The organism is Metallumcola ferriviriculae (genome assembly GCF_035573695.1).
Taxonomy (GTDB): domain Bacteria; phylum Bacillota; class JADQBR01; order JADQBR01; family JADQBR01; genus Metallumcola; species Metallumcola ferriviriculae.
The window spans coordinates 262199-286437 of record NZ_CP121694.1 but is presented as its reverse complement, the minus strand read 5'-3'; the positions used below and the strand labels follow the sequence as shown (position 1 = coordinate 286437).

21 protein-coding genes, 2 rRNA genes and 1 other annotated feature are annotated in these 24239 nt (G+C 44.0%); of the genes, 18 read left to right on the top strand and 5 right to left on the bottom strand.

The window, feature by feature from the left end:
* The first annotated feature begins 33 nt into the window (after nt 1-33).
* A 23S ribosomal RNA gene (locus MFMK1_RS01485) occupies nt 34-3539 on the top strand.
* 76 nt (nt 3540-3615) lie between these two features.
* Nucleotides 3616-3730, top strand: a 5S ribosomal RNA gene (rrf, locus tag MFMK1_RS01480).
* Nucleotides 3731-3909: 179 nt separating this feature from the next.
* Here the strand turns inward: rrf and MFMK1_RS01475 are convergent.
* Entirely contained in the window at nt 3910-4827 is a 918-nt protein-coding gene (locus MFMK1_RS01475; RefSeq protein WP_366923413.1) for a DMT family transporter, read from the bottom strand.
* Nucleotides 4828-4958: 131 nt separating this feature from the next.
* On the opposite strand from MFMK1_RS01475, the gene MFMK1_RS01470 reads away from it, so the two are divergent.
* The 3 genes from MFMK1_RS01470 (at nt 4959) to ltrA (ending at nt 8090) form a co-directional block, all read left to right on the top strand.
* A complete protein-coding gene (locus MFMK1_RS01470) occupies nt 4959-5723 on the top strand; it encodes a polysaccharide deacetylase family protein (protein ID WP_366923412.1) in 765 nt (254 codons plus the stop codon).
* Nucleotides 5724-5813: 90 nt separating this feature from the next.
* Nucleotides 5814-5996 (top strand): sigma factor G inhibitor Gin, encoded by a 183-nt coding sequence (locus tag MFMK1_RS01465; protein WP_366923411.1) that lies wholly within the window; start codon nt 5814-5816, stop codon nt 5994-5996.
* Between the two features lie 828 nt (nt 5997-6824).
* The gene (ltrA, locus tag MFMK1_RS01460) at nt 6825-8090 is read left to right on the top strand and encodes a group II intron reverse transcriptase/maturase (RefSeq protein ID WP_366922498.1); all 1266 of its coding nucleotides are present in this window, start codon (nt 6825-6827) and stop codon (nt 8088-8090) included.
* A 349-nt stretch (nt 8091-8439) separates the two neighbouring features.
* On the opposite strand, the gene MFMK1_RS01455 is transcribed toward ltrA, so the two are convergent.
* On the bottom strand, nt 8440-8655 hold the full coding sequence (locus MFMK1_RS01455) for a hypothetical protein (protein WP_366923410.1): 216 nt from the start codon (nt 8653-8655) through the stop codon (nt 8440-8442).
* A gap of 152 nt (nt 8656-8807) precedes the next feature.
* Between MFMK1_RS01455 and MFMK1_RS01450 the strand changes: the two genes are divergently transcribed.
* Genes MFMK1_RS01450 through holB form a run of 3 tightly spaced genes read left to right on the top strand, consistent with a single transcriptional unit; the run spans nt 8808 to nt 11964 of the window.
* Nucleotides 8808-10271, top strand: a complete 1464-nt coding sequence (locus MFMK1_RS01450; RefSeq protein ID WP_366923409.1) for an aminotransferase class I/II-fold pyridoxal phosphate-dependent enzyme — start codon at nt 8808-8810, stop codon at nt 10269-10271.
* Entirely contained in the window at nt 10271-10930 is a 660-nt protein-coding gene (gene tmk, locus MFMK1_RS01445; RefSeq protein WP_366923408.1) for a dTMP kinase, read from the top strand. Before MFMK1_RS01450 ends, tmk begins: the two co-directional genes overlap by 1 nt.
* 53 nt (nt 10931-10983) lie before the next feature.
* The gene (gene holB, locus MFMK1_RS01440) at nt 10984-11964 is read left to right on the top strand and encodes a DNA polymerase III subunit delta' (protein ID WP_366923407.1); all 981 of its coding nucleotides are present in this window, start codon (nt 10984-10986) and stop codon (nt 11962-11964) included.
* Nucleotides 11965-12124: 160 nt separating this feature from the next.
* Here holB and MFMK1_RS01435 read toward each other — a convergent pair whose 3' ends face one another.
* A complete protein-coding gene (locus MFMK1_RS01435) occupies nt 12125-13558 on the bottom strand; it encodes a transposase (RefSeq protein ID WP_428846297.1) in 1434 nt (477 codons plus the stop codon).
* Between the two features lie 160 nt (nt 13559-13718).
* Between MFMK1_RS01435 and MFMK1_RS01430 the strand changes: the two genes are divergently transcribed.
* The 4 genes from MFMK1_RS01430 to rsmI are packed head-to-tail and all read left to right on the top strand — an operon-like array spanning nt 13719 to nt 16437.
* A complete protein-coding gene (locus MFMK1_RS01430) occupies nt 13719-14528 on the top strand; it encodes a PSP1 domain-containing protein (RefSeq protein ID WP_366923406.1) in 810 nt (269 codons plus the stop codon).
* Nucleotides 14529-14554: 26 nt separating this feature from the next.
* Entirely contained in the window at nt 14555-14851 is a 297-nt protein-coding gene (locus MFMK1_RS01425; protein ID WP_366923405.1) for an initiation-control protein YabA, read from the top strand.
* Nucleotides 14829-15578, top strand: coding sequence for a tRNA1(Val) (adenine(37)-N6)-methyltransferase (locus MFMK1_RS01420; protein ID WP_366923404.1), 750 nt, complete (start codon nt 14829-14831; stop codon nt 15576-15578). Before MFMK1_RS01425 ends, MFMK1_RS01420 begins: the two co-directional genes overlap by 23 nt.
* Nucleotide 15579: 1 nt before the next feature.
* The gene (gene rsmI / locus MFMK1_RS01415; RefSeq protein WP_366923403.1) at nt 15580-16437 is read left to right on the top strand and encodes a 16S rRNA (cytidine(1402)-2'-O)-methyltransferase; all 858 of its coding nucleotides are present in this window, start codon (nt 15580-15582) and stop codon (nt 16435-16437) included.
* Between the two features lie 111 nt (nt 16438-16548).
* On the opposite strand, the gene MFMK1_RS01410 is transcribed toward rsmI, so the two are convergent.
* Nucleotides 16549-16800 (bottom strand): AbrB/MazE/SpoVT family DNA-binding domain-containing protein, encoded by a 252-nt coding sequence (locus MFMK1_RS01410; protein ID WP_366923402.1) that lies wholly within the window; start codon nt 16798-16800, stop codon nt 16549-16551.
* A 192-nt stretch (nt 16801-16992) separates the two neighbouring features.
* Nucleotides 16993-17222: a binding site (T-box leader), on the top strand.
* Nucleotides 17223-17439: 217 nt separating this feature from the next.
* On the opposite strand from MFMK1_RS01410, the gene metG reads away from it, so the two are divergent.
* The 6 genes from metG to MFMK1_RS01380 all read left to right on the top strand — a co-directional run bounded on the left by metG (nt 17440) and on the right by MFMK1_RS01380 (nt 23069).
* Nucleotides 17440-19386 carry a methionine--tRNA ligase gene (gene metG, locus MFMK1_RS01405; RefSeq protein ID WP_366923401.1) on the top strand — a complete coding sequence of 649 codons (1947 nt, stop codon included), beginning with the start codon at nt 17440-17442 and terminating at the stop codon, nt 19384-19386.
* Entirely contained in the window at nt 19387-20154 is a 768-nt protein-coding gene (locus MFMK1_RS01400; protein ID WP_366923400.1) for a TatD family hydrolase, read from the top strand.
* Nucleotides 20155-20255: 101 nt separating this feature from the next.
* Complete coding sequence (locus tag MFMK1_RS01395) at nt 20256-21233, top strand: resuscitation-promoting factor (RefSeq protein WP_366923399.1); 978 nt, start codon at nt 20256-20258, stop codon at nt 21231-21233.
* Nucleotides 21234-21464: 231 nt separating this feature from the next.
* Entirely contained in the window at nt 21465-22316 is an 852-nt protein-coding gene (gene rsmA, locus MFMK1_RS01390; RefSeq protein ID WP_366923398.1) for a 16S rRNA (adenine(1518)-N(6)/adenine(1519)-N(6))-dimethyltransferase RsmA, read from the top strand.
* Between the two features lie 72 nt (nt 22317-22388).
* Nucleotides 22389-22859 (top strand): ribonuclease H-like YkuK family protein, encoded by a 471-nt coding sequence (locus tag MFMK1_RS01385; protein WP_366923397.1) that lies wholly within the window; start codon nt 22389-22391, stop codon nt 22857-22859.
* Nucleotides 22860-22943: 84 nt separating this feature from the next.
* Nucleotides 22944-23069: a hypothetical protein gene (locus MFMK1_RS01380; RefSeq protein ID WP_366923396.1), complete on the top strand. Its 126-nt coding sequence runs from the start codon at nt 22944-22946 to the stop codon at nt 23067-23069.
* A gap of 357 nt (nt 23070-23426) precedes the next feature.
* Here the strand turns inward: MFMK1_RS01380 and MFMK1_RS01375 are convergent, their stop codons facing one another.
* Complete coding sequence (locus tag MFMK1_RS01375) at nt 23427-24206, bottom strand: cell wall hydrolase (protein WP_366923395.1); 780 nt, start codon at nt 24204-24206, stop codon at nt 23427-23429.
* Between the last annotated feature and the right edge of the window lie 33 nt (nt 24207-24239).

Below are 24239 nucleotides of genomic sequence, written 5' to 3'. Positions count from 1 at the left end.
CCAAAAACCTAAGGCGAAGAAGTAAAGTAAGAAGGTCAAGCTACGAAGGGCATACGGTGGATGCCTAGGCGCTAAGAGGCGAAGAAGGACGTGGTAAGCTGCGAAAAGCTCCGGGGAGCTGCAAGCGAGTGTAGATCCGGAGATGTCCGAATGGGGAAACCCGGCAGAGCAAACCTCTGTCACCCTATGCTGAATATATAGGCATAGCGGGGCGAACCGGGGGAACTGAAACATCTAAGTACCCCGAGGAAGAGAAAGAAAACTCGATTTTCCTAGTAGCGGCGAGCGAACGGGAAACAGCCTAAACCCGTTGGGAGGTGAGAGGTGAGAAGCGAGAAGTGAGAGCTTTTGCAGATCTTTGGGGTCAAAAGGCCCAAAAGAGAAGGCCCTAAAAGGGTCAAAAAGGACTGCAGAATAATCGCACCTCCAACATCCCACTTCTCACATCCCAACGGGGGTTGCGGGACTCTCATTTAGCAGGAAAGAACTAGCCGAAGAGGTCTGGAAAGGCCCACCATAGGAGGTAATAGTCCTGTAGGCGAAAGTTTTTGAATGTGAGAGAGCATCCCAAGTACCACGAGACACGTGAAACCTCGTGGGAATCCGGGGGGACCACCCCCCAAGGCTAAATACTCCTTAGCGACCGATAGAGAAGAGTACCGTGAGGGAAAGGTGAAAAGCACCCCGGGAGGGGAGTGAAATAGAACCTGAAACCGTATGCTTACAAGCAGTCAGAGCACGTTAAAAGTGTGATGGCGTACTTTTTGTAGAACGGGCCAGCGAGTTACGTTAATAGGCGAGGTTAAGTACCATAAGGTACGGAGCCGAAGCGAAAGCGAGTCTGAATAGGGCGAATTAGTCTATTGACGTAGACCCGAAACCGGGTGATCTACCCATGGGCAGGGTGAAGCGGAAGTAATGTTTCGTGGAGGCCCGAACCAACCAACGTTGAAAAGTTGGTGGATGACCTGTGGGTAGGGGTGAAATGCCAATCGAACCCGGAGATAGCTGGTTCTCCCCGAAATAGCTTTAGGGCTAGCCTCTGGTTAGATTTGTGGAGGTAGAGCACTGAAAAGGCTAGGGGCCCTACCAGGTTACCGAACCTTTTCAAACTCCGAATGCCACAAATTGATGCCAGGGAGTCAGACTATGGGTGATAAGGTTCATAGTCGAGAGGGAAACAGCCCAGACCGACAGCTAAGGTCCCAAAGTACGGACTAAGTGGAGAAGGATGTAGAATTGCAGAGACAACCAGGATGTTGGCTTAGAAGCAGCCACCATTTAAAGAGTGCGTAATAGCTCACTGGTCAAGTGGCTCTGCGCCGAAAATGTAACGGGGCTAAAGTCCGTCACCGAAGCTTCGGCTCAGTCGAGGTGTGAAGTTGGAAGTTCGAGGTGTGAGAATGGAGGTTTAGGAAATTGATAAAAAGCTTTCGAGACCTCAAGGTATATCAGAAAGCTTACCAATTAAGTATTACGGTAAACAAATTAAGCCTAAGCCTTTTACCAAGACACGAACTGTATGAGTTAGGAAGTCAATTAAGAAGAGCAGCCATATCCATACCGTTAAATATAGCAGAAGGATATGGACGTAAGGACTCAAATAAAGAGTTCAAGCACTTTTTAAGAAACGCATTAGGTTCTTGCAATGAGATTCAAGTATTGCTAGAAATGCTCAGAGATTTAGAGTATCTAGAAAAAGGAGCATATGAAGAACTTAATGAAGCTTACGACCATGTCGGAAGGCAGTTGTATAAACTTATACAAACGTGGAAGTAAATCGCACATCGAAATTCGAACTTCGCACTTCGATTGGGGGTAGGGGAGCGTTCTGTATGCAGCGAAGCTGTACCGTAAGGAGCAGTGGAGCGTACAGAAGTGAGAATGCTGGCATGAGTAGCGATAAAAGAGGTGAGAATCCTCTTCGCCGAAAGCCTAAGGTTTCCTGGGGAAGGTTCGTCCGCCCAGGGTAAGCCGGGACCTAAGCCGAGGCCTAAAGGCGTAGGCGATGGACAATCGGTTGAGATTCCGATGCCACCTGGTGGCCGTTTGAGGAAGTGGTGACACAGTAGGGTAAGTAAAGCGCACCGTTGGTTGTGTGCGTCCAAGCCCGTAGGGTGATGTGTAGGCAAATCCGCACATCGAGAAGCCTGAGAGGTGATGGGGAGCGAAATTCAAGTAGCGAACTTGCCGAGCCCACACTGTCAAGAAAAGCCACTAACGAGGACAACAGGTGCCCGTACCGTAAACCGACACAGGTAGGCGGGGTGAGGATCCTAAGGCGCGCGAGAGAACCCTCGTTAAGGAACTCGGCAAAATGACCCCGTAACTTCGGGATAAGGGGTACCTCAGTAGTGTGACGAATTAACTTTCTAAGCACGAAGAGGTCGCAGAGAAATGGTCCAGGCGACTGTTTAGCAAAAACACAGGTGTCTGCTAAAGCGAAAGCTGAAGTATAGATGCTGACGCCTGCCCGGTGCCGGAAGGTTAAGGGGACGTGTTAGCCCTTGGGCGAAGCACTGAGCTGAAGCCCCGGTAAACGGCGGCCGTAACTATAACGGTCCTAAGGTAGCGAAATTCCTTGTCGGGTAAGTTCCGACCCGCACGAAAGGCGTAACGATCTGGACGCTGTCTCAACGAGGGACTCGGTGAAATTGTAGTACCGGTAAAGATGCCGGTTACCTGCGACAGGACGGAAAGACCCCGTGGAGCTTTACTGTAACCTGATATTGGGTTTTGGCACATGATGTACAGGATAGGTGGGAGACTTAGAAGGATATGCGCCAGTGTATCTGGAGTCGCTGGTGGGATACCACCCTTGATGTGTTGGAATTCTAACCTGGCACCATAAACTGGTGTGGGGACAGTGTCAGGTGGGCAGTTTGACTGGGGCGGTCGCCTCCCAAAGAGTAACGGAGGCGCCCAAAGGTTCGTTCAGAATGGTTGGAAATCATTCGAAGAGTGTAAAGGCAGAAACGAGCTTGACTGCGAGAGAGACATCTCGAGCAGGGACGAAAGTCGGGCTTAGTGATCCGGCGGTACCGAGTGGAAGGGCCGTCGCTCAACGGATAAAAGCTACCCCGGGGATAACAGGCTTATCTCCCCCAAGAGTCCATATCGACGGGGAGGTTTGGCACCTCGATGTCGGCTCATCGCATCCTGGGGCTGAAGTAGGTCCCAAGGGTTGGGCTGTTCGCCCATTAAAGCGGTACGCGAGCTGGGTTCAGAACGTCGTGAGACAGTTCGGTCCCTATCCGTCGCAGGCGCAGGAAACTTGAGAGGAGCTGTCCCTAGTACGAGAGGACCGGGATGGACAGACCGATGGTGTACCAGTTGTCGTGCCAACGGCATAGCTGGGTAGCTAAGTCTGGCAGGGATAAGCGCTGAAAGCATCTAAGCACGAAGCCCCCCTCAAGATGAGGTTTCCCATGGAGTTAATCCAGTAAGACCCCTGAAAGATGATCAGGTTGATAGGCCAGGAGTGTACAGATAGTGATATCTTTAGCTGACTGGTACTAATAGGTCGAGGGTTTGACCTCACATTCACATCCTTAGGTTTGGATCCTTCCTTTACTGTGCTGTTTTGAGAGAACTTTTTATACAAGTTTACAAGTTTGTGGTGACCATAGCGGAGGGGACACACCCGTTCCCATTCCGAACACGGAAGTTAAGTCCTCCAGCGCCGATGGTACTCGGGCTTTTGCCCCGGGAGAGTAGGCCGTTGCCACAAATTTAATTTTTAAGCGGAGACAATGACAATTGTCTCCGCTTTACATTATGGGCATGGGCCCGCCATGCCACAGTCTAACGGCGGGTGCAAGTTAGCTGATTTGCCAGTCGGGTTCTTTACGGCAGTTGTAAAAATAGCTTAAAGACGACTATTAATATTGCAAAACCGTGGTGGTATTTTTAAACCCCCTCGGTTTTATTTTTCTTTGCGGATAGCAGGGATTTATCTGGTTTTTTTAGTGTTAATAGAAAAACCGCGAACATAACCATTAGAAAGCCGACCACTTGGGGCCAAACCAAGGTTTCTTTGAGAATGAGCATAGCTAAAAGTACAGCTACTACCGGTTCTAATGTTGCTATCATGCTCGCCTTGCTGGCCTCTAATAAAGTTAGTCCCAACACATAGAGAATGTTTGCCAGCAAAGTGGTACCTAAGGCCAGGAATAAAATGTTTAACCAAATAATGCCTGGGTATAGACCAAAGTCACCAGGTGGTGCAATTATTGCCAGTAAGGCTGTGCCACATCCTAACCCGTATAACATAACAGTCCAGTGACTGTAAAAGTGAACGCATTTTTTTCCCAAGACACTATATAAGGAGTAGGTAAACCCGGCGGCTAAACCAGCGCCAAGTCCTGACCAATCAAGCGCAGACCAATCTATAGCATAGCCCTTTACCACCAAGAAGCACCCCGATAATGTGGAAATGAGCGCAAAAAGTTTTGCTGTTGAGAAGTGCTCACCCAGGAATAGGGCCGAAAAAATCGAAACAAAAGCCGGAGCCGTATATATTAAGGTAATTGCAGTAGATACGGTATTAAGTTTTACAGATAGAAGTAAAAAGAGATTAAATAATCCAACGCCCGTAATACCGTAAGCAATTAACAAGGGTAAGTGTTTAAGTTTTATCTTAAAATAACTTGGCCTAAATATTAAAATCCCAAGCATCAGCCCCAAAAAAGCAAAACCAACTTTATAAGTGGCTAATGAAAACGGGCTCATTGTAGTGGCGAAAACGGATTTACTCAGCACCCCCTGCATGCCCCAAAGAATGGCCGCACCAACAACGCTGAAAACACCTTTATTTTCTAATTTCATTTGCACCGCTCCTTAAATTACGAAACAATCTTAACACACCTGTTCCTTTGTACTCAACCCATTTGGGTGTAATAACAGTCAAAGCTAAGGAATAAAATTTGTTAAGGGTTAAGGGCTAGGAGGGAATTTAGATGATATTTATTTTAGGGGGAAGAAAGGGCAAGCTGGCGGGAGTATTGTTGTTTGCTTGTGTAATGCTACTATTCACTATATTTTTTACCGATTTTTCAGGTTTCATAGCCGCTACTGGTTCCAATGAACTTAGACCGATATATAAGGTGGGTATTACTGAAAAGAAGGTAGCCATTTCTTTTGATGCATGCTGGGGTGCCGAATATACTGATGATATTTTAGCCAAGCTAGATGAGTATAATATCAAGACGACTTTTTTTCTGGTAAACATTTGGCTTAAGGATTATCCTGACGTTGCTAAAGAAATAGTAAAGCAAGGGCATGAGATCGGGTTACATTCCACCACACATCCACATTTTTCTAAACTAAGTGAGGAGGATATTAAAAAGGAACTTAAAGATAATCATGAAATGATTGCGGAGATAACGGGGTTTCAACCCACAGTATTTAGGCCGCCCTTTGGTGATTATAATAGCAGGTTGATTGAAATCAGCAATTCGCTAGGTTACGATGTGATTCAGTGGGATGTAGATTCCCTAGATTGGAAAGACCTAAGTGCAGAAGAAATCTATGATAGAGTCATTAAAAGAGTTGAACCTGGCTCCATTGTGCTTTTTCACAACAACGGGAAACACACAGCAGAAGCGTTGGAGCCTATTATTAAAACGTTGAAGGCACAAGATTTTGAAATTGTACCGGTGTCTAAATTGTTATTGCCAGGAGAATACTATGTGGACCATCAAGGAACTCAGAAGGCCAAATAATTGGGGTAGATTTAATTACTGTAGGTATATGAACGTTTTTCGGTGGCAATGCTTATAATAGTATTATGTAAAAAGAGGCTGGTGATGTAAATGGCACAAGTATTGCCCCATTGTATAGTTTGTGGCGAGACGCCAATTTATGGATTTAAGGATGGTATTTTTATAAAGAGGCGCTTTATTTGCAGTAGCTGCGAAACTATAATAATAGGCATGCATAGTGGTGACCAATATTATAATGATGTAATAAACAGCATAAAGAAGATTTGGGCATGAAATTTTGGGGGTCTGGTAAATCCAGGCCTTTATTTATGTATAGGAAATTATGGGTTGTGGATAATTTCCTATACATGGGGGTTATTAAGGGGGTGTGCCCCCTTATGTTAATGTTTGCGAGGCATGTTGCCGAGCCAATGGTTTGAAAGAAAACCTGTCACCTAGCTAAAGGGAAGACAAGCTGTAAGCAAGGGCGTTTTCGGCGACGAAAGGGTCTGAAGGAAGCTGATGGCGGTGGTTGGAACGGAACGTCAGTGAACCAACGTTGGCATATGTAGCGGATAACCCTCCATTAAGTGGGAACGTCCCAAAAATTAGCTTAGCTACATGTGTTATGATGGTCGTTTTAACGACAGGCAGAGCAACTTAACCTTGGAAGTACTGTACTCGTAGCTGTAGGCTTTACTTCAAGCGAAAGCAAGAAGTGAAATTAGGGTGCAGTATGCAGATGAAGCCGTAGTAGTGATTAAACTTAAGCCAATGAAAGCGAGTAATCGCAAGGAGGAGAAAACTTAAGTGACACATCACAAAGTTGATGTGACTGTTTTAGGTCAAAAGCCTATGACAGATGCGAAGGGCAGAAGAGATTTCAAAGTGTATCCGAAAGGTCTTTTGTAAGAGTGAAGGAGTTAAAAGAAAGCTGAAACGCTAGAAGGTACGAATAGTTGGCATAAGAAAACTTGCGAACTACCTCGACCACACGGATATGAATAATTAGGGGAACGAAGATAAGATTGCCATAGAGCTAGAGACGTCAAGTAACCCTAATGAAGAACATATAGCTCAAACAAAAGATGCTGAAAGATACAGCAACAATGGAGGAAAGTCATGAAGAAATGGTACAGCCTTATCGATAAAATATATCGAAAAGAAAATTTAGAACTAGCCTTTAAGCACGTAAAGAGAAACAAAGGAGCCCCTGGGATAGATGGGGAAACCGTTTCTGATTTTGCGGCTAAACTAGAGCTAAATATTGAGTTTCTTCATGAAAGACTGAAAACCAAAAGCTTCGAACCCAGTCCAGTTAGGAGAGTAGAAATCGAGAAGCCAGAAGGTGGCGTAAGATTACTAGGCATTCCTACCGTAAAGGACAGGGTGGTGCAGCAGGCCATTGTAAATATTATAGAGCCAATCTTTGATAAAACATTTCATCCATCAAGCTATGGATATCGACCTAATCATTCACAACACCAAGCAGTAGCCAAAGCAGAACGCTTTATGAATAAGTATGGTTTAGAGCATGTGGTAGATATGGACCTAAGTAAATGTTTTGATACCCTTGACCATGAAATCATGATAAAAGCAGTATCAGAACAAATAAGTGACGGGCAAGTATTAGACCTGATTAGAAACTTTCTAAAATCAGGCGTAATGCACAGTGATAACTTCTCAAAGACAGAAGTCGGAAGCCCGCAAGGCGGCGTCTGTTCACCATTACTTAGTAATATCTACCTCAATCAGTTTGACCAAAAGATGATGAAAAAGGGCATAAGGATAGTACGTTACGCTGACGATATTCTTATCTTTGCAAAAGATAAGAAAACAGCAGGTGACTATAGAGCCTATGCCACAAAAGTCTTAGAAGAAGAACTGAAGCTAAAGATAAACAAAGAGAAAACCAAACTTACAAGCGTGCATGAAGGTGTTGAATTTTTAGGATTTGTAATTCGGAGGAAAACACTTGGAGTCAATCCGAAAAGGATAAAACGCTTCAAAGATAAAGTGAGAAGAATTACAAGGAGAAATTCAGGGAGAAAGCTTGAAAACATAATCAAAGAGCTAAATCCAGTGTTAAGAGGATGGATGAATTACTATCGAGTAGCGAACATTAAGGAATTTACACGAAACTTTATGGGTTGGCTACGCAGAAGATTAAGAATGGTGAAAATGAAGCAATGGAAAACCTGCAAGGCAATGGATAAAGAGATGAGAAAGCTAGGTATCAAAGGAAATGGATTAAAAATGGCTGTGACAAAATGGAAAAATTCTAATGTTCACATCATACATCAGATACTGCCAAATCAATACTTTGAGAATCTAGGTCTTATCGATATGCACCAATACGAAGTTGGGTTGTTGTCGAATCATTATTAATTCGGTGAGAAATTTCAGGAGCCGGATACGGCAAACGTAAGTCCGGTTCTGTGAGAGCAAAGAAAACAGGACTAATTATCCTGTTTTCTAGCTACTCGATTTTAGGAGGGTCTACCCGCAAGGGGCATGCCAAAACTCTACAGCAACAAGTTGCTAAGAGTTTTGCAATAGTGAAGCGACCTAGGGCGAGTGGCGTCACGGATAAGTGACGCCAAGGTACGAGCGCCGCCGAGTCGGTGAGTCGGCCGGGTGCGTAGCACCCAGGGGTTGCCTAGTCGATCTTAATGCCCTTGGGTGCAAAAGCATTACCTTTTGAGGCCGAAGGCATGAAATCCTTTTGTTCTTGCCTTTAGTGCTTTTTAGCCTGAAGACGATAACGGGTGTGCGCTTTCTGGAGGTCGTTTCGCAGTTGATTCAATTTCCAAAGGTCCACCCCCATAGCGCTGCTGATTTCTTGGTCTGAACGCCCATTTTTCCAGGCCCTAATAACGGGTGCTATTTCCAAGCGATATTTCTTTGATAGCTTTTTTTGGTCCACATAGGGTGGTACTCGGGTTTGCACCAATTTATCACCTCAAGCTTATTTTTTGCGGTATGCGTACTTACTATGTAGCCGTAACGATGCTAGTTTCTAGCAGTTTTTCATAACTTATGTTAAAATTACAATCAATGGATTAAAGTATAATCGGCCAGAAATGGAGAAAAAGGGGTGGTGTTATGGCAGAAACGAATAATACACCGCTGCTGCAGGCATTGGCGCAATATTTGAGCAAGGATATGTATCCACTCCATACACCTGGGCATAAACAGGGTCGATATGTTTGGCCGATAATAAAAGAATTAACAAAAGATTTGTTGGCAATAGATTTAACGGAACTTCCTGGATTGGACGATCTACACAATCCCCAGCAGGCAATAGCTGCAAGTCAACAACAGGCAGCTGTGTTATTCGGCGCTGACCGTACTTTTTATTTGGTACAGGGTGCTACCAGTGGAATTCAAGCTGGGATGCTGGCTCTGGGCTCACCCGGAAAGGAGTTTGTTTTACCCAGAAATGCCCATCGTAGTGCTTATGCAGGAATGGTGATGGGGAATTTTAAGCCACGCTATCTAAGTCCTGTGATGGATGAGGAATGGGGTTTTCCTCTGGGCGTACCCACAGCTCAATATGAAGTATTGGACAAGCCAACACCAGTTTTGTTGCTTAACCCTAGCTACGAGGGAGTAGCACCGCCAATGGAACAGCAGGTAAAAATGCTGCATGGGAAAGGGATGTCAGTACTAGTGGACGAGGCACACGGCAGTCACTTTATTTTCAATGGCTTGCTTCCGCCCTCGGCAGTTGCTATGGGAGCGGATATTGTCATTCATGGAAGCCATAAGACTTTACCAACAATGACTCAGACCGCTATGGCCCATGTCAAGCAACCGATAGCAGAAAGACTAAGGATGTTTCTAGATATACTGCAAACCACCAGTCCTTCTTATGTATTATTGGCGTCTTTAGACGGGGTTCAAGGATATTTAGCTAAGGATGGTTGTGAGGATTGGGCACGGGCTGTAACTTTGGCGGAGATTTTGAGGCGGGATATTTCGAATTTAAAGGAATTTCAGCTGTTGGAAGATGAATATGTCAGGAATAAGGGCATGGGCGAATTGGATAAAACCCGGGTTGTGTTTCGTGCCGGCAATAAAATTGATGGTTTCACTTTGGCCCGAATGTTGCGAGAGGAAAAATTGGAAGCGGAAATGTGTGGTTGGCGGCATGTGGTTTTGATTATAAATCCGGCAGAGGACGAAACCACCATAGCATTTATTAGTCAGAGATTACGCCGCGTAGCAAACCGGATAGGAATAAATAGCGCAAGGGATGCTTCATTCAATGTACCTTTAATTGGTCAAACGGCGGCTTTTTCTGATTGGGATGTGGTGCTTAATCCCAGACAAGCGGCTTTCGCCAGCAGCAGGATGGCAGCACTGAAGGAGACTGTGGGGGAAATCACCGCGGAAGCAGTGGTCCCTTATCCACCGGGGATACCTTTGCTGTGGCCTGGTGAGCGCATCACCCAAGAGGTGCTGGAACGGATAGTAACTTTAAAAAGGTTGGGGGCACATTTTCAAGGTATACATGACTGTGATTTAAATAAAATCGCCATTATAAGTGAGGTTAAGGAGTGCTGATGAAAGGCATATTTATTTCTTTTGAAGGACCTGATGGTGGGGGTAAAACTACCCAAATAACAAAGACGGCGGCTAAGCTAAGGGAAATGGGCCGGGATGTGGTTGTTACTAGAGAACCTGGGGGGACTGACTTGGGAGAATCAATACGGGAGATTCTGTTGGATCCCGGCCAGAAAGATGTGTCCGACCGTGCTGAGGTACTGTTATACGCTGCTTCCAGGGCACAGCATGTTTTCCAGGTCATTGGCCCGGCAATTAAAGCTGGAAAGGTAGTATTATGCGACCGGTTTGTGGATTCTAGCATTGCCTATCAAGGATTTGGGCGGGGATTAGACTTGGATTTTATTAGTTCAGTTAACTTACAGGCAACTGAGGGGACTGTGCCCCAGCTAACACTACTGCTGGATATTCCGGCAGAACAAGGATTAGTGAGGGCTAAGGGTACAGGGCGACCGGACCGAATGGAAAAAGAGGCCATAAAATTTCATCGGGAAGTACGTCAGGGATATTTATGGCTGAAAGAACAACATCCCCATCGTTTTCGCTTAATTGATGCTACCAATGCACCGGAACAAGTTTTTAATAAAGTCTGGGCGGAAGTTGCTAAGGTATTGGGAGGTTTCAACCATGAAGTTAGCAGTGGCGGTGGCGCAGGATAACGTGGAGGTACCCGGTAGTGGTGCTATCAAAATTGTTTTGGAAGTGAAGCAGTATGTCAATATTTGAACCGATAGATACTCATATAGATGTGTGGAATAAGCTTAAAAAGGCGATAACGGCTGGGAGAATGGCCCATGCATATATTTTTCAAGGGGCTGAAGGGTCCGGCCGGGAGTCAGTGGCCAGGGCCTTTGCGGCTACAGTTAATTGCTTAAATCCTGATCATGACGGAACAGCGTGTGGGCAATGCGTATCATGTAGAAAAATACATCACAATAATCACCCAAACATTTATTATATCGAACCTGATGGTGCTTCGATTAAACTGCATCAGTTTAAAGAGCTAAAACGGGAATTATCACTCCGTCAGGTTGAAAACGGGTGCCAAGTAATTATAATCCGACAAGCTGAAAAGATGACTGGCGAGGCGGCAAACAGTATTCTAAAGATTTTAGAGGAACCACCAGCCCAAACGGTATTTATTTTGATTGTGAAGAATATTTCCGCCATAAAGACAACAATTCTATCACGTTGCCAAAAGGTTTCTTTTCAAACGGCCTCCTTGGAAGATACGTATAAACTGTTGATTGAAGAGACTGGTTATAGTATGTCAGAGGTAAAACTGGCGATGCAAATTGGCGGAGAGGGCGTAGAAAGGGCACGGCAGCTTTTAGAGGGAAAATTGTTTGAGCTTCGGGGCAAGGTATTGGACAAGGTTAAGCGGGTTGACTCTATGCACCAGGCTGAACTAATGACGGTGGCAGAGGAGTGGTCGGGCGAATTTGCCTGGGAGATAATACAGGTTTTGATATTGTGGTATCGAGACCTATTGGTATGGCGTGAAGCGGGAACGGATAACCTAATAATTAATATGGATAGAATGGAACAGATAAAGCAAGATACTACTCCGGACGGAGATATGCGAGGAATTATTGATATTATCTTAGAAGCTCAATGGGCACTAAGCGTTAATGCAAATAAAAAATTAACCATGCAGGACATGTTGCTAAAATGGTCAAAGGTTTATAGATAAAGACTATAGGTAATTGCGAAATTCAAAATTTAACGTAGGCAGCTAATCAGAAAGTTTAATAAAGAGGACAGAAAATTTTAAGCAGAGGTTGGACAGAAAAAATTCGGCACAAATAACCGCAAGTATTTTGCGGGTTGAAAGAGCAAGTATAAAGGATTTGCTAAGCCAAAAGAGGTTTAAGGCTTCTGATGAGTTCGTGTTTATGGAGTTTGTCTGCAAGAATAACGGTAAGCAGTTGAGTAATTCCTGCAAGGAGTAAGTCAGCCTTAATGGTTAAAGCATTTGTAGTTTTTCTGTTGGCGACGCCAAAATTGGATTTAAAGTGTTGAATGGTTTGCTCAATAACGCAACGATTTTTGTAGATATCAATCCATTCAGGGGTGTCTCTAATAATGCCAGGATAAAGTCTTAAGTCTTTTTCAGGATAGGTATAAAACATTCTACCAGAAGGAGAGTCGGAGCAAGGATGTTCACATAAAGTAATGCGTTTAGAACCTTTCCACTTCATTTTTGGGCAAACCCATTTATCTCTAACAACGCCACTCCTTAAGGGCGCTTTACCTTCATATTTCATGGGTAAAGAAGAATCTAACGGACACAGAGGTTGTCCAGATTCGTTGAACCCGGGTTCAGGGAGGTTCTTAGAACCTCGTTCGTTCAGAGGAATGACTGTTTTTAAAAAGTGACAATCCTTCAATAAAAAGTTATAGGAATCGTTTGTATCAAAAGCAGCATCGCCAATAAACGTGCTGGGTTTAAAATGAGTATGTGTTTTAAAAAAGTCGCGCAGAACAGGTTTAAGTGCTTTAGAATCGGATAAGGATTTATCTTCATCAGGGGAATCAGACTTTTTCTCTATTGGGATTTCAGGGTGTGCATTTATAAAGTCTTCATCAAAAAAGGAAATATTTCTGACTATACCAAGGCCATTTGTGAGCATACCAAATTTATAGACATAGCAAAAATGGCCATTGATGTAAAGCTGTTTGACATTTGGATTTGATGATGCGCAGGAAGGCATAATGCCGTATGCCATTTTGTATGGGTCAACAGAAGAGTTGCCTTTGTATTGAGACTTAAGCTGCTTGATTAAGCGATTGATAAACTTAGGATTATTCTCAGTAACGTAAGCTTCAACGCCAGAGGTATCAAAGACGAGATATGAAGCAAGTTCTGAGTTAATTTGCTCACAAATAGGTTCAGTTTGATCAACAAGGTTATCAAAAAGTGTTTGAAGATGTTTAGAAAAATCTTGCTTAAATCGTGTAAATTTTGATGCATCAGGTACTTTAGAAAAACCACAGAATTCACGGATTTCCTTGGAAAAATTCAAAAAAATAATCAGAAGCGCATCTGTAGGAATAGAAAAGATTCTCTGAATGATGAGTGCATAAAGAAAAGACTCAAGCTTAAATTTTCGTTTGCGACCAAAGTGCTTGTAAAAAGCCTGATAGAAACTCAGCGAAATATACTCTGAAAGTTGAATATGCTCTTCAAGAAGCGCTAGAAACCGAGGTTTATCCTTATCAACGAAATCAAGACAACCGTCATAAATATCAGATAGGGATAATTGTTTAAATTTCACAGAATAGATCTCCTTTCTTGTTGAATGTAGATATTGCCTGTTAACTATATTTTACACAAGACAAGTGAGGAGTTCTATATAACTAAGCAAGAAAAAAGATAGAATTTGCAAGGGTTGCGGCGTTTTGCAAACGCCTAGATAAAGACTAAGTGACGAGGAGGAACTCTTTGTGATAAATGTGGTGGGAGTTCGCTTTAAAAATGCGGGTAAAATATATTACTTTGATCCGGGTGAGACCACCCCTAACCTGGGTGATAATGTAATAGTGGAAACCTCCAGAGGTGTGGAATTCGGTGAGGTAGTGGTGGCACCAAAACAGGTGAGTGAAGATGAAATAGTCAGCCCTCTTAAAAGAGTAGTGCGTATGGCTACTATTGAAGACCAGAACAAAGTGGGGGAAAACCTAGAAAAAGAGACAGAGGCATTTAATATTTGTTTGCAAAAGATTGAGAAACATGGCTTACCGATGAAGCTGGTGGATGTAGAGTATACATTTGATGTAAGCAAGATTATTTTTTATTTTACCGCGGATGGCAGGGTGGATTTTCGTGAATTGGTAAGGGACTTGGCGTCTGTTTTTCGTACCCGTATTGAATTGAGGCAAATTGGGGTTCGGGATGAGGCTAAGCTAATTGGCGGTATTGGCTCATGTGGGCGAGTGCTATGCTGCAAGGCCTTTTTGGGTGACTTTGACCCGGTATCTATTCGTATGGCTAAAGATCAGAATTTATCCCTTAACCCCAATAAAATATCCGGGATTTGCGGTCGGTTGATGTGCTGTCTGAAATATGAAGCGGACACTTACAAAAAGGCGCGTCATCTTTTCCCTGACCAAGGAGACACCGTATCTACTCCTGAAGGAAAAGGAAGGGTAATTAATACAAATGTTCTCAAGGAAACGGTTTTGGTACAGTTGGAAGACGGTAGTGAAATCATGGAGTACACCTTAGAAGATGTAAAAAAAGAAAAGAAGAAGTAAATGCTCCGGATTAGGGGGCGGTATAAATGAAACTAACAGAACAACTATTGGCAGCGGAAGAAAAATTAAAAGAGTTGTTAGATGATGTGCAAAATCTTAAAATGCAGGTTTATGCCATGGAAGAACAGAATGAAAGCTTGCGTCGTAAGCTCTACCAGCGTAAAGACACCGGCGAGGGCTTTGATAATTTGGTGCGCCTTTATGAAGAAAGTTTTCATGTTTGCCCGGCACACTTTGGCAGCTACCGAAGTGCCGGCGAAGACTGTTTATTTTGTTTGAGCTTTCTTAAAAGGGCAGGAGATGGCGGACAGAGTCATGGGTAAGAGTGATTTGACTCTCGATGATCTAATTTTAAAAAAGCGCAAGCTGTGGCAGCCGCGAAAAGGATACCGTATGGGACTGGACGCGGTGCTTTTATCTGCATTTGCAGCACCGGAACCCGGAGATTTAGTGGCAGATCTTGGCTGTGGCGTTGGGGCTGTCCCCTTGCTATTGACGGCAAGGGTTCCTGAAACAAAAGTCTACGGGGTGGAAATTCAAGCGGAAATGGCCGACCTGGCCAAGAAGAATGTCCGATTAAATAATCTTTCCTCCCAGGTGTTTATTGAACAGGGAGACCTCACCGCAATTGAGGAAAAATGGGGTTTAGGGCACTTTGATATAGTTGTTAGTAATCCACCATATAGAATTGTTGGCACTGGTGGCCGCAGCCCTTCTATGCAAAGAAGCATTGCAACTGAAGAAATAAGCTGTGCATTACCTCAGGTGGTTCGTGCGGCGGCGCGGTTAGTAAAACCCGCCGGACGGGTTGCACTGGTGTATAAACAGGAGAGATTATCGGAACTCATTTCAGAATTTGTTAATAATCGGCTGCGGCCGGTGCGATTGCGTTTTGTTCATTCTCAGCTGGAGAAACCGGCTGAGCTTTTGCTATTAGAAGGTGAGAAACAGGTAAATAAAAGATTGGTAGTAGAAAAGCCATTAATAGTATATAACGACGATGGTCAATATACTGCTGAAATGGTAGAAATATTTTATGGTGGTGATTAATGTGCCCGAGGGAACCCTTTATTTGGTGGGCACCCCGATTGGTAACTTGGGGGATATTTCATTTAGGGCGCTGGAAACATTAAAAGATGCAGCAATAATTGCAGCGGAAGACACCAGACATACCAAAAAACTGCTAAATCATTTTGAAATCAACACTCAACTAATAAGTTATCACCAACACAACGCCCGGGAGCGATCCCAACAACTGCTGGAGAAACTGCGGGCCGGGCAGGATGTAGCGTTGGTTTCGGATGCAGGCATGCCAGCTATCTCTGACCCTGGATTTGTAATAGTTGCTGAGGCAGTAGCAAATGGGCTGCGCGTTGCTCCTATACCTGGGCCCAGTGCGTCACTGGCAGCCTTAGTAGTATCGGGACTGCCTACAGATAGGTTTGTATTTGAAGGATTTCTCCCAAGAAAAAAGGAAGAGGTCAAGAAACGTTTACAGGCCTTACTGGATGAGGACCGGACTATTATTATCTACGAGGCACCACATCGAATCATAAAGACACTAGCATTATGTGTGGAATATTTAGGGGCTGAACGAAGGGCCGTTATTGCCCGGGAATTGACGAAAAAATTCGAGGAGATACTGCGAGGGACACTGGGCGAGTTAGAGGACATATTGGCAAAACGGGACATAAAAGGGGAATTTTGCCTGATTATTGGCGGAAATTTAGCAGCGGCGGATAAAAGGGAAACAGCATGGTGGGAGAATATAACCACTGATGAACAAATAAAACTCCTTATTAATAGGGGGTATACTACTAATAATGCCATAAAAGAAACCGCCCGGGAGAGAGGTTTGCCTAAGAGGGAGGTATATGCCCAGTATCATCAACAAAATGATAAGGAATAATGAATAAAATTGTTATGAGCCCTCCAGCTCAAAGCTAAGATAGGAAGAACAAAAAAGGTTGGCTGAAGAAGCCAACCTTAACAAAATATAATGCTAATGCTACAAAAGCTTTTAACCAGCTTTATTTGCCATAGAAGCGGCGCAGTTGCGGCAGACATTCTTGCCCTTGAAGATTTCTACATCTTCGGCATTGCCACAAAAAACACAGGCTGGCTCATATTTCCGAAGAATAATCTTTTCGGCATCAACATAAATTTCTAGGGCATCTTTTTCCTCTATACCCAATGTACGGCGCAGTTCAATGGGAATAACCACTCTACCCAGCTCGTCCACTTTTCTTACTATGCCTGTTGATTTGATCATGGGTTTCACCTCTCTTATCTACAATATTCGACACGTTATTACAAGTAAATGATACCAGTTGTTCCAGTTAAAGTCAACAGACAAATTGTAAAAAATTATAAATTGAGTAAGAGTTTGAAAATTAGGGAAAACTTGACATGAAGGAAGGGGAAATTTATAATACAAAGCAGTAAAAGAAACAGCTATAGAAAATTAAAGGCATTGATGGGGAAGAGTAGGCAAAGCCTAGGTTATCAGCGAGCGGGGTTGGTGTGAGCCCGTACCAATGGATTGCTAAAAATGGCCCCGGAGTTGTTCACTGAAAGGCGTCACGTCTAGTAGGTAGAACCGTTCTACCGCGTTAAGGTAGGAAGCCAAGCTTTCATGAGACCCAAAGTTTAATGGGTGAATTAGGGTGGTACCGCGAACCTCTCGTCCCTAAAGGGATGGGAGTTTTATTATATGTATAGGAAATTATGGGTTGTGGATAATTTCCTATACATGGGGGTTGTTAAGGGGGCTTGCCCCCTTATGTTAAATGCAGGAGGGTCACAGCGAAGCGACCTAGGGAACCAGGGGTTCCCTGGGTAAGAACAAAAGCATTACCTTTAAGTGCCGAAAGGCATGAAATGCTTTTGTTCATTTTAAGGGGGTATTATTGTGAGTAAGAAGAGTTATTATATCACCACACCAATTTATTATCCTAGTGATAATTTGCACATTGGTCATGCGTACACCACTGTGGCGGCCGATACAATGGCTAGGTATAAACGGATGCGCGGTTACGACGTCATGTTCCTCACGGGGTCGGATGAACACGGCCAAAAGATTGAGCGTAAGGCGAAAAGCGAGGGAATGACACCTATTCAATATGTAGATGGTATAGTCGCTAACTTTAAGCATCTATGGGATAAACTGCTGATAACTAATGATGACTTTATTCGTACCTCTGAGGAAAGACACATCAAAGTAGTCCAGCATATATTTAAAGCAATTTACCAAAGGGGTGACATTTATAAATCTGAATATGAAGGATGGTATTGCACCCCTTGCGAAACTTTCTGGATGGATCGACAGTTAGAAGAGGGGAAATGCCCTGATTGTGGGCGAGAGGTGGAATTGCTGAAAGAAGAGAGTTACTTCTTCCGGATGAGTAAATATGCTGATCAACTGTTAGCATACATTGATCAACACCCGGGATTTATTCAACCGGTGTCCCGCCGAAATGAAATGGTAAGCTTTATTAATCAGGGTTTGGAAGACCTTTGTGTGTCTCGTACCACTTTTGATTGGGGTATCCCAGTACCAATTGATTCCAACCATGTAATTTATGTCTGGTTTGATGCATTGACTAACTATATCTCCGCAATCGGCTATTTGGACAAACCCAACAAGTTTAATAATTATTGGCCGGCGGATATACACTTAGTCGGTAAGGACATAGTGCGATTCCATACTATTATTTGGCCTATTATCTTATTGGCTGCAGGTATTCCTTTGCCTAAACAGGTATTCGGACATGGCTGGTTGTTGCTCTCGGGTGGCAAGATGTCAAAATCCAAAGGCAATGTAGTGGACCCACTAGTGTTAATTGAAAAGTACGGAGTAGATGCGGTGCGTTATTTTCTTCTTAGAGAAATGCCTTATGGCAATGATGGCAGCTATTCGGAAGATGCGCTTATCCATCGAATTAATATGGATTTAGCTAATGATTTAGGAAACTTGCTTAGTCGCACCACGGCCATGGTGGATAAGTTTTGCGGAGGGTTAGTTCCTAAGCCCGGCACCCAACTACCAGAAGACCAAGAATTAATTGAACTGGCCGCTGTACTGCCAGCAAGAGTAGAGGCACTGATAGAAAAGATGGAACTGGCTAATTCTCTTGCGGTTATTTGGGAACTGGTAAACAAAGCGAATAAATACATTGAAAACACGGCACCTTGGAGTTTGGCCAAAGATGAAGCCAAAGCCGATAGATTGGCTTCGGTGATGTATAATCTTGTGGAAGCGATAAGGATAGTGACGGTGTTATGCAGCCCATTCATGCCGAATCTGCTTGATAAGATATGGCAGCAGTTGGGTGTGCAAGGCACGGAGGAACTGCAGGCATGGGAAAGCAGTAAACAATGGGGGTTATTTCCCAGCGGGACCAAGGTTGACCGTGGGGAGCCGATCTTTCCGCGCATTCAGGTAAACGAAGAGGAGATGGGTAAGGATAAAGACAAACCTGCCCCCCCACTAAAAGAGAAAAAGCCGCAGAAGAAGGAAAACCAAGAGGAGAAAAAAATGATTGATATTAGTGATTTCGCCAATGTTGAATTAAGGGTAGCCGAAGTATTAGCTGCTGAAAAAGTTGAGAAAACGGACAAGCTGCTAAAGTTAAGAGTTTCCTTAGGTGACGAAGAGCGAACCTTGGTGGCCGGTGTGGCAAAACATTATCAACCGGAACAGCTTATAGGCCGAAAAATAGTGGTGGTGGCAAATCTAAAGCCGGCTAAACTTAGAGGGATTACATCTCAGGGCATGGTCCTTGCAGCCTCTCAGGATGATGAGTTATCGCTGCTCACTGTAAGTGAGGATGTCCCAGTGGGGAGTAAGGTGAAATAGATGCTTTTTGATAGTCACGCACATCTAGGGGATAAACGGTTTCAGTCCGATTTAGAGGAAGTTATTTCACGTGCCAAGGAAAATGGTGTTACTCGAATACTTAATGTGGGCTACGATCTTGAGGCAAGCAGGACTTCGGTACAGCTGGCCGAAAAGTATGATAACATTTATGCGGCTGTAGGAATACATCCGCATGATGCAGATTCTGTAACCCAGGAAACGTTGGCTCAATTGAGGGACTTAGCTAAGAGGGAAAAGGTCTTGGCCCTCGGCGAAATGGGGTTAGATTATTATCGCAATCTATCACCTAAAAATGTCCAACAGCAAGTGTTCTCTCAACAGATTAACTTGGCCAAGGAGCTAAAGATGCCCATTATTGTTCATGACCGGGATGCCCACCAGGATACTATTGATATGTTAAAAAAAGAGGGCGCTGACCAGGTGGGAGGCATATTACACTGTTTTTCTGGTAGTTGGCAGATGGCAAAGCAATGTTTGGAATTGGGTTTTTATATATCTTTGGCTGGCCCGGTGACGTTTAAAAATGCTCATAGGCCTCAAGAGATAGCTAAGATGGTGCCGGTGAACCGGCTATTAGTGGAGACGGACTGTCCTTATCTGGCACCTGAACCCAAGCGTGGGAAACGTAATGAGCCTGGATACGTATGCTATATTGCGGAAAAAATTGCTGAAATAAAGCACATTTCATTGGCAGAGCTGGCTTTTATCACCTACAATAATACTAATACTATTCTAGGTCTTGATTGAAGAAGTTTGCGGTAGTGCTATTGTCGGCAAATTTAGGCAAATTGTACCAAAGGATATTTCCCAGCGGTGGCGAATACGAATGTTTTAGAGAGGGTGATACCATGCTGGAAAATAAGAGCAACAAAACCAGGCGATGGAAACGCTTCATCCTAGTGACCTCAGCTTTATTGGTACTGATGGTCGGTTTTGCATATGGTATTGCTGTAAAATCGGTCACCATGGTTGACGGTGAAAGAACTATCACAATAAAGACACTTCATAAGACTGTAGGGGAAGTATTGGCTCAAGCTGGAATTAGATTAAATAGAGCGGATAAGGTTATTCCCGGACTTAATGCCGAAGCAGTTAACGGAATGAATATTGAAGTGGTGCGGGCATACCGTGTTAAGGTGATTTCAGACGGTGAGGAGAAAAATGTTATTACTGTACCAGACACGGTAGAGCAGGTTTTGGCTAAAGCCGGAGTGCGACTGGGACAACAGGATAAGGTTTTCCCTAATTTATCTGAAATAGTGCGCCCTGATGATGCCATACGGGTGGTCAGGGTGGAAAGTAAAGAAATTAGTCGGGAGAAGGAAATACCATTTAGCATTGTGCGTAAGGATGACAGAAGTTTAGAACGGGGACTGCGGCGAATTATCCAGCAGGGTGAACCGGGCAAGGAAAAAGTTATTACGAAAATTACTTATGAAGACGGTGTTGAAATCAAGAGAGAGATTGCGGCTACGGAGACCCTTAAGGAACCCCGTAATCAGGTGGTTGCGTTAGGAACAATTGCGAATTATTCTAGGGGGTCGCGAAATTTTCGCTTTGACAGGGCAGTGGAGGTGGCAGCTACCGGTTACACGCATACCGGTAATCGTACCTACACCGGTGTTTACCCTGAGGTAGGCACCGTAGCGGTTGACCCCAGGGTTATTCCGTTAGGTACCAAGCTTTACGTAGAAGGATACGGTTACGCTAAAGCCGAAGATATTGGCAGCGCCATCAAAGGGCAAAGGATAGATTTGTTTTTTGATACCAAAAAAGACGCCCTTTCCTGGGGCAGGCGTAGAACAAAGGTATATGTGTTGGAATAGAGCAGACAATAGTGTCTGCTCTATTTTTGTCAGGTGCAAGCAAAGCCGTTACCTTAATATAGTGTGCCGAAGGCGGTGGGAGAAGGTTTAAGTTTTGGGAGGCATAAATTAACGCAACATGCCAAAAGCAGGCAACGCTTTGTTGGGGCAAACTGAAAGTATTGTAATTAGGTTAGCTTGGAGAATAAATGTTAATGTAGTATAATTGAAGCGCATGGAGGAGGAATTTTCTTGAAATCAATTTCCCCTAACTACGCCAAAGAAGTTATGGCCCGATACGGCCTTTCTACTAAAAAGCATCTAGGGCAGAATTTTTTGATAGATAACAATACAATTAAAAAAATAGTGTCTGTGGGAGATTTAAAAGAAGATGAAACTGTGGTGGAAATAGGTCCGGGGTTGGGCGCTATGACCGGATACTTGGCAGAACAGGCAGGGCAAGTAGTGTGCGTAGAACTGGATCGGGAATTAGTACCGGTTTTGAATGAGGTTTTGGCAGAGTTTGAGAATGTGACCATTGTTCAAGGCGATGCCCTTAAGACAGACTTTGACCGATTGGTTCAGGACTTTGGTACTGTTCCATATAAAGTAGTAGCCAATCTACCTTATTACATCAGTACCCCCTTGGTAATGCATCTGCTCACCACCGGGTTCGACGTTAAGAAATTGGTGCTGATGGTACAGAAGGAAGTTGCCCAGCGTATGGCCGCTCAACCTGGTACCCCCGAGTATGGCTCTTTGACGGTGGCGGTTCAATACTTCTGTGACTGCAAAGTTAAGTTTATTGTGCCGCCGACGGTTTTTGTCCCCAAACCAGCAGTGGAATCTGCGGTAGTGGAATTAAATCTCCAGCCTCAACCTACAGTGGAAGTTGCGGACAGGGAATTTTTTTTCCAAGTAGTACGTGCCGCTTTTAATAAACGACGAAAAACCCTGTCAAATGCCTTGGCTAATTCACCGCTTAAGCTTGACAAGACTGATGTACAGGATATTCTTGTGGGTATGGGCTTAGACAATCAGGTGCGGGGAGAAAGATTATCCATCCATCAGTTTGCGGCTTTGACCAATCAGCTGGAGAGATAAGGCTCATTATTTTCTTTCTTTAGCTATAAACTATATATTGAATGAAGTACGTGATGAAGAAGGTGTCCCTCTATGAACTTTGTAAGCCCCTCTAAAGGAAGGCTTTCCTTAGAAGAAGTCTTTAATGATATTATGGCTTTTATGGAAGAGATTCCTGGCGATTGCTACAAAATTATTATTGGTACGGATTCCCATGTGAAAAATGACACTTGTTTTGTGACGGCCATTATTGTTCATCGGGTGGGTAGGGGTGCCCGTTATTATTATCGGAAGAAAAGGCAGCGAAAAATTGAGAGCTTAAGACAGAAAATTTTTTATGAGACAGCACTTAGCCTTGATACCGCCGGTAAGGTTGCGGAACATCTGGCAAAAAGTGGTCACGGGGACATGGATTTGGAGATACACTTGGATATCGGGCCGCATGGGGATACCAAGGAGCTTATTCGTGAAGTGGTTGGCATGGTAATAGGAAGCGGTTTTGATGCTAAAATCAAGCCCAATTCCAGCGGCGCATCCACGGTAGCGGATAAGTATACTAAATAATTTACAATTAAGCAAACACTATGTTTAGGGATAGGTAGGTCCGGGAAGAATAATAGATAGGAAAAAATCCCGGAGGTTTATCTTATGAAGCAAACACCTGAACAAGAGGTAAAGCGGCGTCTGGAAATGTTGGGTTTAACCAGAAATGTGGTCAAAAGTATTAAGGCTGAGGTTAAAAAAGGTAATAGAGATAAAAAACAAGTACAATAGATACTATTGACGCCGGGTGTAGTCCGGTGTTTTTTATATTAAGAAGACTGCGGCAGCTGCCACAGTCTTTGTCTGTGTGTAGGAAATTATGGGGTGTGGATAATTTCTTGTTATAAGAGGATGTTCGAAAAGTCACTCAAGAATAAGCTGCGAATTCCGGCGTTGCTCCCATTTTGCCATGCTCAACGTACTTTTCAGTACGCCTGCGCTGTCTTCAACGAAACTTGGCTTGTGGCGAGCCGAAGGCGAAGGCGGAAGCCTTTAGTTGAGTTAATACCCGAAGGGTGCAAATGCTCGCGGCCTTGGACTTCTTGCTTCTTGCATAAGCGCCTTTTCGAACACGCACTATAAGGTATTTTATATCGCAAAAAGATGCTGACCTATTTTCCCAGTTATTTGTCTAGTCCAGACCCAGGTATTGGTGGCTGTTGCCGGATTCCAGTAGTACAAAGCTCCGTTGGTGGGGTCAGACCCGTTTAAAGCATCCGTAGCGGCCTTGATAGCGGTGGAATTTGGCTCCATATAGAATTGGCCGTCATGTACTGCAGTAAATGCCCACGGCTCGAAGATAACGCCGCGAAGGGTATTGGGGAAGAGCGGACTATCCACACGGTTTAGGGTAACGGCAGCAATTGCTAACTGACCTTGATAGCTCTCCCCTCTAGCTTCACCATAAATCAATTTGGCCAGCAGCATTACCTGATCTCGGTCATAACTGCTTCTGGATAGGTTGGTTCTTGATGCTGAAGTGTTCGTACCGGTTGGTATTAATAGTTGTTGACCAACCAAGATCAAATCGGATGTGAGGTTGTTTGCCGAACGAATTTGAGAGTACTTGACGCCAAATTTCATGGCAATGGAAGATAAACTATCCCCCGCCTTGACAGTATAGGTATTACTAGATGCAGTTTGCGCTTTTTCCGGTATTTCCAATTTTTGGCCGGGATAAATCATAGTAGACTTTAGGCCGTTGGTGCCCTTTAATTCTTGTGAACTGGTACCAAACCTTTGGCCGATAAAGTAAAGGCTGTCCCCTTGTTGGACATAGTAAGTCCACGCCCATGCCGTTCCCATGGATAAAACACTGAACAAAATTGTGAACATTATAACAATCATTTTCACTCTATGACGCTGCATAATCAAAAAAACCTCCCTTATTAGCTTTCCCTT